At 56.7% G+C, this 14,546-nt stretch carries 12 protein-coding genes; 5 read left to right on the top strand and 7 right to left on the bottom strand.

Translation table 11 applies throughout. The annotated features are described in order from the left end of the window. Nucleotides 1–135: 135 nt before the first annotated feature. Nucleotides 136–2,775 carry a bifunctional lysylphosphatidylglycerol flippase/synthetase MprF gene (gene mprF, locus AACY18_RS04565; RefSeq protein WP_339464406.1) on the top strand — a complete coding sequence of 880 codons (2,640 nt, stop codon included), beginning with the start codon at nt 136–138 and terminating at the stop codon, nt 2,773–2,775. Then, nucleotides 2,775–4,070, top strand: a complete 1,296-nt coding sequence (locus AACY18_RS04560; protein WP_339464405.1) for a virulence factor family protein — start codon at nt 2,775–2,777, stop codon at nt 4,068–4,070. The genes mprF and AACY18_RS04560 overlap by 1 nt, the downstream gene beginning before the upstream one ends. Nucleotides 4,071–4,139: 69 nt before the next feature. Here the strand turns inward: AACY18_RS04560 and AACY18_RS04555 are convergent, their stop codons facing one another. Then, nucleotides 4,140–6,041: a potassium transporter Kup gene (locus AACY18_RS04555; RefSeq protein ID WP_339430608.1), complete on the bottom strand. Its 1,902-nt coding sequence runs from the start codon at nt 6,039–6,041 to the stop codon at nt 4,140–4,142. 438 nt (nt 6,042–6,479) lie between these two features. Further along, complete coding sequence (locus AACY18_RS04550) at nt 6,480–7,028, bottom strand: hypothetical protein (RefSeq protein ID WP_339464404.1); 549 nt, start codon at nt 7,026–7,028, stop codon at nt 6,480–6,482. 944 nt (nt 7,029–7,972) lie between these two features. Here AACY18_RS04550 and AACY18_RS04545 point away from each other — a divergent pair. The 3 genes from AACY18_RS04545 (at nt 7,973) to AACY18_RS04535 (ending at nt 10,486) form a co-directional block, all read left to right on the top strand. Continuing rightward, nucleotides 7,973–9,664, top strand: a complete 1,692-nt coding sequence (locus AACY18_RS04545) for an AIPR family protein (RefSeq protein WP_339464403.1) — start codon at nt 7,973–7,975, stop codon at nt 9,662–9,664. A 140-nt stretch (nt 9,665–9,804) separates the two neighbouring features. Further along, on the top strand, nt 9,805–10,095 hold the full coding sequence (locus AACY18_RS04540; RefSeq protein ID WP_339464402.1) for a hypothetical protein: 291 nt from the start codon (nt 9,805–9,807) through the stop codon (nt 10,093–10,095). Nucleotide 10,096: 1 nt separating this feature from the next. After that, a complete protein-coding gene (locus AACY18_RS04535) occupies nt 10,097–10,486 on the top strand; it encodes a hypothetical protein (protein ID WP_339464401.1) in 390 nt (129 codons plus the stop codon). 224 nt (nt 10,487–10,710) lie between these two features. On the opposite strand, the gene AACY18_RS04530 is transcribed toward AACY18_RS04535, so the two are convergent. Genes AACY18_RS04530 through AACY18_RS04510 form a run of 5 tightly spaced genes read right to left on the bottom strand, consistent with a single transcriptional unit; the run spans nt 10,711 to nt 14,540 of the window. Continuing rightward, entirely contained in the window at nt 10,711–11,682 is a 972-nt protein-coding gene (locus tag AACY18_RS04530; RefSeq protein ID WP_339464400.1) for a hypothetical protein, read from the bottom strand. Continuing rightward, the gene (locus AACY18_RS04525; protein WP_339464398.1) at nt 11,655–12,359 is read right to left on the bottom strand and encodes a hypothetical protein; all 705 of its coding nucleotides are present in this window, start codon (nt 12,357–12,359) and stop codon (nt 11,655–11,657) included. The genes AACY18_RS04530 and AACY18_RS04525 overlap by 28 nt, the downstream gene beginning before the upstream one ends. After that, nucleotides 12,356–12,916 (bottom strand): baseplate complex protein, encoded by a 561-nt coding sequence (locus tag AACY18_RS04520; RefSeq protein WP_339464397.1) that lies wholly within the window; start codon nt 12,914–12,916, stop codon nt 12,356–12,358. The genes AACY18_RS04525 and AACY18_RS04520 overlap by 4 nt, the downstream gene beginning before the upstream one ends. Further along, nucleotides 12,913–13,836, bottom strand: a complete 924-nt coding sequence (locus tag AACY18_RS04515) for a hypothetical protein (RefSeq protein ID WP_339464396.1) — start codon at nt 13,834–13,836, stop codon at nt 12,913–12,915. The genes AACY18_RS04520 and AACY18_RS04515 overlap by 4 nt, the downstream gene beginning before the upstream one ends. Next, on the bottom strand, nt 13,833–14,540 hold the full coding sequence (locus tag AACY18_RS04510; protein ID WP_339464395.1) for a DUF4376 domain-containing protein: 708 nt from the start codon (nt 14,538–14,540) through the stop codon (nt 13,833–13,835). Before AACY18_RS04510 ends, AACY18_RS04515 begins: the two co-directional genes overlap by 4 nt. Between the last annotated feature and the right edge of the window lie 6 nt (nt 14,541–14,546).

Below are 14,546 nucleotides of genomic sequence, written 5' to 3'. Positions count from 1 at the left end.
AGACGTCTGCCATCCATGACTGCCCTCGTCGATACCCGGTGAGAGGCGTAGTATTTTGTGATTATTTTTTTCTACAGGGATTGGTAACTTGGCTGGATACCTCCATCCTGTCGCGCACAATCCAAGAGGTGATTGATGCGCGCCAACTCGTCTGATCCACAAGACACCGTCACAGCGGAACACCCGATCAAACCCGAGCGTTTGCGCTTGCTGGATCGGTTAAGCAAATACCGGCAACCGATTGGCCTGGCGGTCACGTTGCTGTTGTTTACCATTGCGCTGATTGCCTGTCGTCATTTGCTCGCCGAGCTCGATCTCGATGCCTTGCATGACTCGATTCTTGCCGTGCCCACACCCGCCTTGCGCGGTGCATTCGGGGCGACCGTGGTCGGCTTTATTATTCTGCTGGGTTACGAATGGTCGGCCAGTCGCTATGCCGGCGTGACATTGCCACCGCGCACACTGGCGCTCGGCGGTTTCACCGCGTTTGCGATTGGCAATGCCATCGGCCTGTCGATGCTGTCCGGCGGTTCGGTTCGCTATCGTTTATATGCACGACTGGGCCTGGGGGCGTCGGAAGTCGCGCACATGACCTTGTTCGCCAGCCTGTCGCTCGGCTGCGCCCTGCCCCCGCTGGCGGCTCTGGCGACCCTGAGCGATCTGCCCGCCGCCTCTCAGGCACTGGGCTTGTCCGAGGGACTGCTGGGTACGATCGCTGCGACTGTGCTGCTGCTCGGCGCAATCCTGATGATCGGCATCTATCGTCGTCGCCTGCCGGAACAACCGTATCGTGACAACCTGCTGGTCAAGGCCGGCCGTCGCACCTTGCGCCTGCCGGGTCGACGCCTGACTTTCCTGCAACTGCTCATCACCGCTCTCGACGTCGCCGCTGCTGCGACTGTCCTGTATCTGTTACTGCCCGAAAGCCCACCGTTTGGCGCGTTCCTGCTGGTGTACCTGCTGGCGCTGGCCGCTGGCGTACTCAGCCATGTGCCAGGCGGTGTCGGCGTATTCGAAGCGATCCTGCTGGCCGCGTTTGCCGACAAGCTCGGTGCCGCACCACTGGCCGCTGCGTTACTGCTCTATCGCCTGATCTACGTGGTGCTGCCGCTGCTGGTCGCCTGCGTATTGCTGTTGATCAATGAAGGCCAGCGCCTGTTCCAGACCCAGACCATGCGCGCGGCGTCCGGTCTGGCGGCGCCGATTCTGGCGGTGCTGGTGTTTCTGTCCGGCGTGGTGCTGCTGTTCTCCGGTGCCACACCCGAGATCGACACGCGCCTGGAGCACATCGGTTTCCTGATCCCTCATCGTTTGGTCGACGCTTCGCACTTCGGCGCCAGCCTAATCGGTGTGCTCTGTCTGATGCTGGCTCAGGGCCTGCGCCGTCGCCTCTCAGCCGCGTGGATGCTGACCACCATTCTGTTGCTTGTCGGTGCCCTGCTCTCGCTGCTCAAAGGCTTCGACTGGGAAGAAGCCACGCTGATGACACTCACCGCGGCGTTGCTGGGTGTGTTCCGTCGCTCGTTCTATCGCCCAAGCCGCCTGACCGAACTGCCGTTCTCGCCGCTGTATCTGGTGGCCAGCCTCTGCGTGCTGGGCGCCTCGACCTGGCTGCTGTTGTTCGCTTATCAAGACGTACCGTACAGCCATCAACTATGGTGGCAGTTCACCCTCGACGCCGACGCACCACGCGGCCTGCGCTCGCTGCTCGGCGCGGCGGTGCTGTTGCTGGTGATTGCACTGACCTGGCTGCTGCGCACCGCGCGCCCGGTGATTCATTTGCCGACGCCGGACGAAATCGATCGCGCGGCGAAGATTCTGATGGCGTCCTCGCAACCCGATGGCGGCCTCGCGCTGACCGGTGACAAGGCGTTGCTGTTCCACCCCAACGACGAAGCGTTCCTGATGTATGCCCGCCGTGGCCGCAGCCTCGTGGCGTTGTACGACCCTATCGGCCCCGGCCAGCAACGCGCCGAGATGATCTGGCAGTTCCGCGACCTGTGCGACATCCATCACGCTCGCCCCGTGTTCTATCAAGTACGCGCGGAAAACCTGCCGTACTACATGGACATCGGCCTGACCGCGATCAAGCTTGGCGAAGAAGCCCGGGTCGACCTGCATCGCTTTGACCTGGAAGCCAAGGGCAAAGAGATGAAGGATCTGCGCTACACCTGGAACCGTGGCACCCGCGACGGTCTGTCGCTGGAAATCCACGAGCCGGGGCAAGCGCCGATGGATGAGCTCAAGGTTATTTCCGATGCCTGGCTGACCGGCAAGAATGTACGCGAGAAAGGTTTCTCCCTCGGCCGTTTCAGCGACGATTACCTGAAGCATTTTCGCATTGCGGTGATTCGCTTCGAAGGTCGTCCGGTGGCGTTCGCCAATCTGCTCGAGACCTACAGCCATGACTTGGCCAGTCTCGACCTGATGCGCGCGCACCCGGAGGCTCCCAAGCTGACCATGGAATTCATGATGGTCGGCCTGATTCAACATTATAAGAGTCACGGATACGCGCGCTTCAGCCTGGGCATGGTGCCGTTGTCGGGGTTGCAACCTCGACGGGGTGCACCGCTGACCCAGCGTCTGGGCTCGATGGTTTTCCGCCGTGGTGAGCAGCTGTACAACTTCCAAGGCTTGCGCCGCTTCAAAGACAAGTTCCAGCCTGACTGGGAACCCCGTTATATGGCCGTGCCCGCCGGACTGGATCCGCTGGTGGCGCTGGCTGATACTGCCGCCCTGATCGCGGGCGGCTTGACTGGATTGGTGAAACGCTGATGATTCAACGCTCCCTGAAGTACATCCTGGCCGCACTGATTGTGCTGGCCGTGATTGCCGGCGGCGGTTACTGGTACCTCAAACGTCCGGCACCGGAACCGACCCTCGAACAACTCACGCCCGTCGATGGCCCGGCCATGACCCGTGTGATTCCCGGCACCCAGCCCAAGGCTCAGGTGCTGGTGGCCGTCAATGACGACCAGAAACTCAGTGAAAAGCAACTGACCACCCTGAGCCGCAGCGCTTCGGCGCAGATCGTTCAGGTGGTTCTGCCCCAGGACTGCCTGCTGCAAAGCCGCGCCCTGCAGACGGGTCTGCGCGAACTGAACGGCCCGGCCACCCTGGTCAGCGGCATCGGCCCTGGTGCGGTGCTGGCGTGGCGGTGGTTGTCCGAGCAGAAGGACGACAAGGCCCAAGCCGTATCGGTTGGCCTGGCGCTGGAAAAACCCGGCTGCACCCACCTGCTGCCAAAATCCGCTGCCCACGGCCACTGGCTGGTGGCATGGAACGACAACCCGGACGACACCAGCGCCGGTTTCGTGCGCGATCAACCGAACGCCGAAACCAGTATCAGCGACTACGACATCAACCTGCCGCAAGTGCTGAACAACGAACTGCGCAAAATCCTCGTCGGCGGCGACAAGGCCAACGGTGGTCTGGCGATCCCGGTGGTTGAAGTCCCGGCCGGCCAGGCCAAAGACACCGTCACCCTGTTCCTGTCGGGTGACGGCGGCTGGCGCGACCTCGACCGGGACGTAGCGGGCGAAATGGCCAAGATCGGCTACCCGGTGGTCGGCATCGACACCCTGCGCTACTACTGGCAGCACAAGAGTCCGGAGCAAAGCGCGCTGGACCTGACCGAACTGATGCAGCACTACCGGCAGAAATGGGGCACCAAGCGCTTCATCCTCACCGGTTACTCGTTCGGTGCCGATGTCTTGCCGGCGATCTACAACCGCCTGCCTGAAACCGAGCAGCAACGCGTCGACGCCATCATCCTGCTGGCCTTCGCCCGCACCGGCAGCTTCGAGATCGAAGTCGAAGGCTGGCTCGGCAACGCCGGCAAAGAAGCCGCCACCGGCCCGGAAATGGCCAAGCTGCCAGCGGCCAAGGTTGTGTGCATCTACGGTGAAGAAGAGGCCGATGAAAGCGGCTGCACCGACAAGACAGCCGTCGGCGAAGCAGTGAAACTGCCGGGTGGTCATCACTTCGATGAGAACTATCCGGCACTGGCCAAGCGCTTGGTGGACTTGATCGAGAAGCGTCAGGCTGCGGGCAAGGTGGCTGAAGAGTGATCTGAAGCGCACCCAACAAAAAGCCCCCGTAACTTTGCAGTTGCGGGGGCTTTTTACATTCCAGTGGGCTTACATCTCTACCTGCGTCCCCAACTCAATCACCCTGTTCAGCGGCAAATTGAAGAACCTCAAGTTCCCGTTGGCGTTCTTCAACATGAACGCGAACAGCGCTTCACGCCAACGCGCCATCCCCTCAAGTTTCGAGGCAATCACCGTTTCACGGCTGAGGAAGTAAGTGGTGCGCATCGGGCTGAAATCCAACTCGTCCAGATGACACAACTTCAGCGCTTGCGGCACGTCCGGCTCGTCAGTGAAGCCAAAGTGCAGGATCACCCGGAAGAAGCCTTCTCCGTAGGCATCCACTTCGAATCGCCGTTGCGGCGGCACCCGCGGGATGTCTTCGTAGACCACGGTCAACAACACCACTTGCTCGTGCAGCACCTGGTTGTGCAGCAGGTTGTGTAACAGCGCGTGAGGCACGGCGTCGGGGCGCGCGGTGAGGAACACGGCGGTGCCCTGGACGCGATGCGGCGGTTGCACACGAATGCTGCTGATGAAGATGGGCAGCGGCAAGGCGCCTTCGTCGAGACGCTCGACCAGCAACTGCTTACCGCGCTTCCAGGTGGTCATCAACACGAACAAGGCGATACCGGCAATCACCGGAAACGCACCGCCCTGCACGATCTTCGGCACGTTGGCGGCAAAGTACAGGCCGTCCACCAGCAGGAAACCGATCAGCACCGGCACCGCGAGGATCGGTGGCCATTTCCACAGCAGCAACATGACGGCCGACACCAGAATCGTGGTCATCAGCATGGTGCCGGTCACCGCCACACCGTAAGCCGAGGCCAGTGCGCCGGAGGATTCAAAGCCCAGCACCAGCAAGACCACGCCAACCATCAGCGACCAGTTCACGGCACCGATGTAAATCTGGCCCTGCTCGTCGCTGGAGGTGTGCTGGATGTACATGCGCGGGATGTAACCGAGCTGGATCGCCTGACGGGTCAGGGAGAATGCACCGGAAATCACCGCTTGCGAGGCGATCACGGTCGCCAGCGTTGCCAGCCCCACCAGCGGAATCAGTGCCCAGCTTGGTGCCAGCAGGTAGAACGGGTTACGTGCCGCTTCCGGGTTTTCCAGCATCAAGGCGCCTTGACCGAAGTAGTTGAGCACCAACGCCGGCAGCACCAGCAGGAACCAGGCACGGGCAATCGGCTTGCGGCCAAAGTGGCCCATGTCGGCGTAAAGTGCTTCGGCACCGGTCAGCGCCAGCACCACCGCGCCGAGGATTGCCACGCCCATGCCCGCATGCACCATGAAAAACCGTACCGCCCACACTGGATTCAGCGCATACAGCACCTCCGGCGTGTGGCTGATGCCGTACACGCCAAGGGCGCCGAGCACCAGAAACCAGGTGACCATGATCGGCCCGAAGAGAATACCGATCCGCGCCGTGCCGTGACGCTGAATCAGGAACAACCCGACCAGCACCACCAGCGACAACGGCACCACCCAATGGTCGATGCCTTCAAACGCCAGACCGACGCCTTCAATCGCCGACAGCACGGAAATCGCCGGCGTGATCATGCTGTCGCCGTAAAACAGCGCCGCACCGATCAGCCCGCAAACCACCAGCAATGAACGCAATTTCTTGCGCTCGCCCGCCGCTCGCCGTGCCAGTGCGGTGAGCGCCATGATCCCGCCCTCCCCCTGGTTGTCGGCGCGCAGCACGAACATCATGTATTTGATCGACACGACCCAGATCAGCGACCAGAAAATCAACGACAAAATGCCCAACACCCCGTCGTGATTGACGGGCACACCGTAACCGCCGGAAAACACTTCTTTGAGGGTGTACAACGGGCTCGTGCCGATGTCGCCGTAAACCACCCCGACCGCCGCGACCAGCATGCCGATCGGCTTTGCCGTCGAATGCTCGGCGCCCGCCGCCTGACTACTTGCCTGCCCCATCCAACACTCCTGATTCCCAGACCGGCTACTTCGAATGAAACACTATGTTGTGTGGTGCAGCATGCGCTGTTTTACTTGCTGTTACAGATGATTTGTTGACTGTAAAAATTTGGCAAGGCCCAACGGCGCGAAGCATAGCGCAGCACTCGTCGTATTTCCCGGCATAAAGCTGGTCAAGTGCGTTGCACGCCGCTAGAATTGCGCACTTTTTGATCAGAGGCGCCATTCAAGCGCCCGTCTCTCGATTCCTGCGTCAGGCAATCGATGTCACAAAATACCGAGGTTAGACATGTCCACCACTCCTGCGCCGGCCAATCCAAAGGTTGGCTTTGTATCTCTGGGTTGCCCTAGCGATCTTCAATCTATACCTGAATATCAGGCATAAAAAACCGCCTGAGTAGGCGGTTCTCTGGGATCTATATTGCCATCGACCTCAGGCTACGCGGCTGGAGGCTTCACTGCGTCGAAGGCGAAAATGACCTGCACACCTCCTAACCCGTCGATTACTACACGTTTGCCAGGAGCGTAGGTGAACGAGATTGGAGTATTAATCGTCTTGGTACCGATGACCTGGACATCATCGCTGACGGCCATAGTCACGCTGCTCTCTGAGCCTGGCTGAGCAATAATCCGTTGTGTAATTTTCCTGCCCATCGTCGACTTGAGGAAACCAGTGAACTGCACCACTGAATTTACCTCGTGAATTTCATAGGTCAGTTCAGTCTGGATGACAGCATGCTTGCAGGCACTTCTCGCCGTATTGCATTCAACGGCATATGAGAGGGGATAAATCCCTCCATACTGAACGTCTCCGGGCTGGCCATTTGTAGGAATCTCAGTTCTCGGTAGACCAGAGGCAGTGGGGTTGATCGCATTGTTGGCACCGTGAAATGTGACGGTATACGGGAGAATCTGAGTCGGCTTATGTTCGATCGCCGAACACGAAGCGAGCAATACAACGCCAATCAGCAGCAAAATTTTATTCATAACGTCTTCCTAACCCAGTCCATAGTCCATGAAGCGCTGCATCAGCATAATGCGGCGCAATGCCATCATAACAATATTCTCAAAAGAGAGGGCTTGCCAAGCGGTCCGATTTAAGTTCGGCCCAATAAGGGCAACCTCTACGTTTGAACAGCGAGCGTAGTTGAAGTGGCCAAACCTATGATAGGAGCGTTACTAGGCCGTGCTGCGCTGTGCAAAGTATGGGTGTGGCACAAATGCCCCGTAGACCAAGACCCACAACGGTTCTAGCTTTTCGTGTCGAATATCGAGCCCTGAACCAATACCCCGTTTCTGGAGCTATACCGATTTTGAAAATCCTGCTTTTCACCGGCTTTCCGACTTTTCAACTAAGCGGGCCAGGCCTGCGCTATTCCCGACTGAACAGCAGCACTTGACGATCAATGGGCAGCCGCATGACATTTCTCTGGAAAACTTTGCACTCAGTGCAAACGGCGATCACCTGCGGAAGCCCATGGCGGGCGTGGCTTGCCGCCCTGATTGCACCACCCACAACCTTTGCACTTTAAAGGGACACAAACCCCGTCGGCGGGAGGGGGATAAGTGCTTTTCCTACAATATTTTCTTTACCGCATGCAGCTTTCGACCAATAGCAGCCGATGAGACTTATGTTTTATTGGGCAAAGCCTGCCGGCCAAACCGTTACGGGAGCGATCCAGTGCTAGGGCTGCCGTCCGTCAAGCAGAAATAAATCTGTACAGCTTTCGGATATAGAAATAGGCAGCCAGTGAAATTGCCATACCACCAATAGTTTTTGCTAAAAAAATTGACGAGATTTGCGGCTTGTGTTAATAGAGCTGATAAAGTCAAGCAGGCTAAAAAATTAATAATTCAATCGCTATAACCATACTTTAACTTAATTCCACATTTGAAAATTTAATAAAACATTTATTGTTAAGGAGTTTTAGGTGCATAGGATTGTTAAGTCACACCTCGCAAGCTTTGTTAAAAGCTTCGGACTGGAAGCCGATGATGAGTCTGTTCAGTTCGAAAAATTTACCACCTACTGTGTATTATCTAATCGCTTTGGATCAGCATTTGATCTTGACGATGTCTCAACCGGACCCGGTGATGAAGGTATCGATGGTGTTGCGATTATAGTTGATGAATCTGTAGCGGTGTCTACAGACGACACTAAGGCTATTTTCGCTACACCTAAAAGAAATCACGACGTTGATGCGGTTTTTGTTCAGGCAAAAAGGACAGAAGGCTTCGATCTGGGAGACTTCCTAAAGTTCAAAGAAGGAATACTTCGCTTTGCTTCTCAAACCCCATATTTAAATGAAGACCCTGTACTGATCAACGCCCGAGAAATATTTGATATTGCGCTAAACGAAGTCCCCAAGATCAGAAATGGTAAGCCTTCGCTAACTGCGCGGTATATTTCAACTGGAACATATCTAAAGCCGGCGGCGCTGGAAACTGCACTTCAGGACTTTATAGTCCAACTGCGAGACCTGGGTTTATTTCATGAAATCGATGTAAGGTTTATTGATCGAGACGAACTAACAAGATTATGGGTTAGCACATACTCAAGTATAAATGCAAGCCTCCCCACATTCAGTATTGCGGCACTGCCGATAATCAACGGAATCGATGAGGCGTACTTGGCGGTAGTAAGAGCCCAAGACTTTGTTAAAAACCTTCTCACAACTGAAGACGGTAATCTTAGAACTCAAGTATTTGAGGAGAATGTTCGATCTTTCTTAGGGCAAGACAATGCCGTCAACCAATCTATAGCGGCCACGCTGGCTTCTGAATCAGCAAGCAGGTTTCCTGTATTGAACAATGGTATAACCATTGTAAGTCCAGACATAAAACTCCAAGGAACAACGCTCCACCTAACAAACTACCAGATAGTTAATGGCTGCCAAACATCCAATGTACTCTTCGAAAATCGCGAAATGCTTAACGATGTAATGGTAAATATAAAGCTAGTCAAAACTCAATTGGAAGATGTGTTTTCCGATTTAGTAAGAGCAACGAACAGCCAAAGCAAAGTTGAAGACACGCAATTTTTGTCACTGAAACCGATAGTCAAGCGTGTGGAACAGTACTTCAACACTTATGAAGGTGCAGACAGTCGCCTGTATCTGGAGCGCAGAGATAGGCAATATGTTGGGCAGGATATACCCGCGACTAGGATATTCACCTTAAATAACGCGGCAAAATGCGTAGCTTCAATGTTTTGCAGTAGACCTGAACTAGCATCGCGTTACACAAAACAAATGTATGACGAACTCACTGATACAATTTTTTCCGATGATACCAAAGAGTCTATTTTCTATGCCTCGTGTGTAACGATGTATAGATTTAACTTGCTGGTATCTAATAGCACCATTCCACAAAATCTAAAAAAACTAAAATGGCATATGCTCCCGGTAGTTAAATCTATCCTCTGTGGAAATGAACAAGTTCATCTCAATTCAAAAAAGGCATTGCAGCAGTCGGAAGTGATAATTGGTGTAATGGGGCAACATGGCCACAAGGCAACTGAAACTTTAACAAAGGTGGTTGAGATATTTGAAAGTCTTGGTGACATCTCGCCGGACAGGATGAAAAGACAAGCGATATTGGCGGAAATGTTGGCGGCTATTTGAATCCAGATTGGAGGCTAGCATTTGATGCTACACTTTTAATTTAACAGCAAGTAGTGATAGCTATCATTCAGAGTGGTAATTCATCTCTGCAAATCATGAATTCATAACCAGCCCACATCGATTTTTTTGAAGGTAATAACATGCCGCATCCTGATGGCACACTGACAGATGAAGAGTTTATAGCGGTAGCTAAAAAGCTCACTGATTTATGGGCCAACAACCCTAATGGCGCACCGAAGTGCCCAACTTGTGGCGCATATGAGTTTTTTATTCATCCGGCACTCTTAGGTAATCGTTCGGACACTGTAAGCATTATGTCTTCGCACACTCGACTTCCAACAGTCGCAAAGTACTGTAAAAATTGTGGGCATCTCACAGAGTACGTGGCCAAAAATTTGGGAATTACGGTTCTTACCGTGAGCAATCAATAATATGGAACCTCTAGAGCGCGGACCGGCAGCACTCAAAGGAAGTACAATCGATGTGGTCCACGGAAAAAGAAGGGTTACAGTATACACTTTAGCCGAGGACACTTTGGAGAACCTAGGAACCTTGCAACTAACTGCAAGTTTGTGTTTCGCCATAGCCCTTGCTTTATTAAGCTTCTCTGCAGGTGCATTTATGTCTATTTCTCTTGCAGGTACTGCTGCTCCTGTTAGTGCAGTCGCAACATGGAATACCTTGAAATGGACGACCATGGCATTTGGATCTTTTTTCTTAGTTGTTTCTTTTTTATCCCAATTTCGACATAGTCAAAAGTGGAATAAAATAAAAACTGAGACGATCCATGATGATCAAATTGATGGGCAAGCAGCCGGATAAATTAGATGCGACGTTGACCGTCCACTTTTGGACAAGGGTGTGTAAAAACGTTTTTGAGCGCGATAAGCACTCAAAACTTGACTGGAAATCGCGCTTCTACGCGAAATCCACATCTGCTTACGTGCCGATAAATTTCAGATTTAACGTAGACGTGCGCACTTCAATTTTGGCGAAGCGTTTTTACACACTCTGGGCCGTCAGCGGTCAGTTGTGCAGCATCACAGCTATTGCGTTATTTTTTTCAATTTCGCTCCAAGCTGCGTTGCAGTAACTGCTGCGGCTGAGAACGCACTAGCATTCCCCGGCGGGGGTGTCGGCCCATGAGTGTGCACAGCAAGTTGAGTATTCATCTCCTGCAGTAGATTGAGCGTCTCACACACGATTTTGAATAGGTTTACCTCCTTTGAGCCGATCCAATTTTTCGGTGCCTGCAAACTCTGACTCACTCCCGCCACGCTTTGGCGCAAGCCTTCAATCCGCTCCTGCATGTCGCCACCCACAGTGGCGTTGTGCTTCTGACCCACAACCAGATTCAAATCCCGTCCGGTCGCCTGGTGCAGGTCGTCTACCGCTGCCAAGCTCGCAGATCCGCCTGACATCAGCTTGAGCGCGCCCAGCGCCTCGATCGTTTTCACACCACCCACCGACTCGGTCGAGTGGTCATCGATCGTTTGTGTGTGGCTCTGGAACTGCTCGCGGTTGTCCAGGGCTTCAACCTCGCGCTCGATCGCCTGATCCCGGATCTTTCCGTCTGTTTGCCGTAGCCAGTTGCCGTCAGCGTCGACGCGTTGCTGGGCGGCTTCGCTGTGTTGCCACACCTGATCACCTTTCGGCACCTTCGGCATGCTCAGCCCATGCGGCAAGATCGATTGTATGTAGGGCTTGTTCGGCAAACCGTAGGCAAAGCACACCACTACCCGCGTGCCTTCCTCCGGAAAGGCGTAAATACCCATTTCCTCGCCACCGGTTGGCAACGGCAACGGAACGCCGGTGAGCGGCGGCATGGCCGGATCCGGTTCATCGTCCGGGCCGAGTACGACAATGTCCACGGCGTAGCGCGGGCGGAAGTCGTCGCACAGTCCGGCGTCCGCCGGCGCGTCGGCCACGGCGGTGACCCGGGCGAAGCGCGGCAGGTGGTAACCACCGGTGAGTTCGGGGAATTGGCGCTCTACAGCGCGGCGGATTGCGTCTTCCATCGGATGGCCATCTGGTCATTGGCAAGCGACACCGTGGTGACGCGCTCGCCGTTGTTGATCGTTGCACCTGGTCGCAACCCGGGAAGGGCCGCGACCATTGCGCTCTGGTTGCCCTGGTAGCCGTCGAACAGCTCCGTGGGGATTTGCAGCGGCGCCCGGGCGCCAAAAAAGCTGTCGGCCCAACTGCCGGCGAACACTTCACCGTTGCCCAGTTGGTGCCAGGTGAAGTCGGGAATGCTGAATACGCGGGCCAGACTGTCCATCGCCTGGTAACCGGCGGCGAGGCTGTAGAAATACGGCGACTTCACGCTGGCGTAGGGCCGATCGGGAACGCGGAAGCGCAGACCGGTTTGCTCGCTGACCTCGGCCAGCACCGCACGCAGATCCACATGACGCAGATTCAACGGCAGCGGGTTGGCCAGCACGGCGGCCAGCTCGCGGCAAAACAGCACTTGCTCGACCGCGTTCGCGGCGGTGCAGCGCTCGACGTAGCCGATAAAGTGACGTTGCAGCGTGCCTTCGTTGTAGCCGATATCCAGCGTCACCAGACCTTTCAGCGGTACCGAAGATTGAACCGTGAAGTTCGCCCGGCCGGGACTGGTGGCGTCCAGCCGAACGTCTTCCTTGATCAGCGCGATCGGCGCGCCATTAATGGCCAACACCTTGTGCAGTTTCACGTCTGCTCACTCCCGCCCAGCCACTTATCCACACGGCCCAGCACCTTTTCGAAGCCGCTCAGCGCAGGGTTGTCATCGGTAGCCTCGCCGTTGCCGGCAGTACCACCGCCCTCCCCGACAGGACTGCCCGGGGCGCCCTGGGCGTTGACCTTGTTGCTGGCGCGCCGGCCTTCGACTTTTTCCGGGTTCGATTCACGCTCGCTCAGCGTGAACTGCACCAGCCAGGCTTTCAGGTTGTCCGCTTCCCGGGCGCTGATACCGTCCGAAAACTCCACCTGGCGAACGCCGAAGGCCTCGGCCGTGTCGTTGACGATCCGGTAAAGGTGAAGTTGTCCACCGCTGGCCGTGGTTTCCGCTAAGCGCAGCAGATCCGTGAGTTGGGTTTTATCCACAAACGCAATCATCAGCGAAACGGTCAGCGTCTTGGGCTTGAAGCCCTTGTGGGCCTTGTCGGTGTTGCTGGTCTGGCCAGACATGTCGCCGCTTTCGATACGCAGGTTGGCGGTGACCTTGAGGTTCTTCCCTTGGACTTTTTGCCCGTCGAGTAGCAGCGTCATAGGCCCACCAGCTCCTGTACGAAGCTCAGTCCCTGCTTGCTGCCCACCAAGAGCAGCCCGGCGCACTGAATCCATTCGTGGCCCGGGGCATCGCCGGCCAACAGCTCGTGGCGCAGTTCGCCGGCATTGCCCGGGCCGATCAGCCGTGCGCGCATGCTGACGTCAGGGTTCCCCCCTGCCAGCAGTGCTTTCAGGTCAGCCAATTGCTGATCCCGCCCTTGTTGCTGGGCGCTCTTGCGCGCTGCCAGCGCAGCCAGATCGGCCAACGGCGAACTGTCGGCGGCGTAGCCCTCCAGCACTGCCAATTGGCCCGCCATGGATTGCTTGGCGGCTTTGACCACGGTGCAGCGCTCCAGCGGCAACCCTTGCCAGCGCGGCAAAGGGCCGGCGCCGGGGATCTCCCACTTTTCGCTTTCCAGTTTCATCAGGTGTTGCGCCCGGCGTTCGGTGCGTACCAGGTCAGGAATCGGCAGCAACGCATTGAACCGCGCCAAGCTGCTGGCGAGCTGCTCCAGCCGTGTGCCCAGGAACAAGATCGACAGCGCGTATTGCGGCCCGGTCGGGCGCCCGCTGTCGCTGGCGTCCTCCAGCTTGTTGGCGAGATGTTCCAGCACGTTCGGCGCGGACAGAAAGCGCTGGTAGCCGGTGCCCTGGCCGACCCCACTTTGGAACGGCGTCACCACCAGACAGGCCGGCACCTGACCCAACTGCTCGGCCAGCGCTGCGCGTCCGGCCGCGATCGCGCCTTTGGCCGCGTCACCGACCGGCCCTGGGCTGGTGTTGGCCAACCCGCTCAATCCAGCCAAGCGCTGAGCGGTGCTGGCCAGCTCACCGCCGGCCAGATCCTTGGCCGCTGACAGCCCGCCCATCCATTGCGTGGACTGCTCTGGCCAGCGCATGGTCACCGGTGCCCAGGTCATGCCGGCGGCGTCCAGGTGATGGCTTTCATTGCCTTGAGGTCTTTGTCTTTCAGCGCTTTTGCGACGGCTTGGCGCAGTGTCTCCGCGTGCTGTTGGGCGGCTTGGCGGAAGCGCACCAGGTCGTGGCTGACTTTCTGCAACTGGGCGATCGTGTGCGGCAGGAAAGTCATTACCTGATGAGCGTCATAACATGGGTAAACGTCGTCCATGCCCAGCAGTACCTGGCCATTCAAATTCACCTGGTCATCGATCGCACTGCTGTAGCGGTAAGACTCGCCCAAGGCGCTGGAGTTGAAGCCGCCGGCGATGTAGGCCGCGCAGTCGGTCGCGATCGCTTGCAGTTTCTTGTCCTGGAGCGCGATCAATACCGAATCGATGTCATCGATCCATTCACCGTTCTTCCAGATCTGATTCGCCTTGGGTTTCTTCATGGTGTAGCCCGCCGGCACGGGTTCGAAGCCTTCCAGCGTGCGCGCCTCACCGGTGGCGATGCTGTACACCACCGCGCCGCCGAAGTAGTCCACCAGTTGCCAGTCTTGGCCATTCCACCAGGCGGCTTTGTGTTCGGGGATCGCCGGCGGCGGGATCTCGATGCACCCGCCGGGGATCATGTAAACGCCGGGTTCCAGCGGCGATTCGTCAGCCTTCACGGCACCAATGAAAATGCCGAGGCGGTCGGTCTGATAGACGAGTTTGTCAGTCATGCTCGA

Source organism: Pseudomonas sp. EA_65y_Pfl2_P74, assembly GCF_963970575.1.
In the GTDB taxonomy this organism is placed as follows: domain Bacteria; phylum Pseudomonadota; class Gammaproteobacteria; order Pseudomonadales; family Pseudomonadaceae; genus Aquipseudomonas; species Aquipseudomonas baetica_A.
Note: the sequence above shows the minus strand (reverse complement) of the source record. Positions and strands in the feature narration are given on the sequence as shown.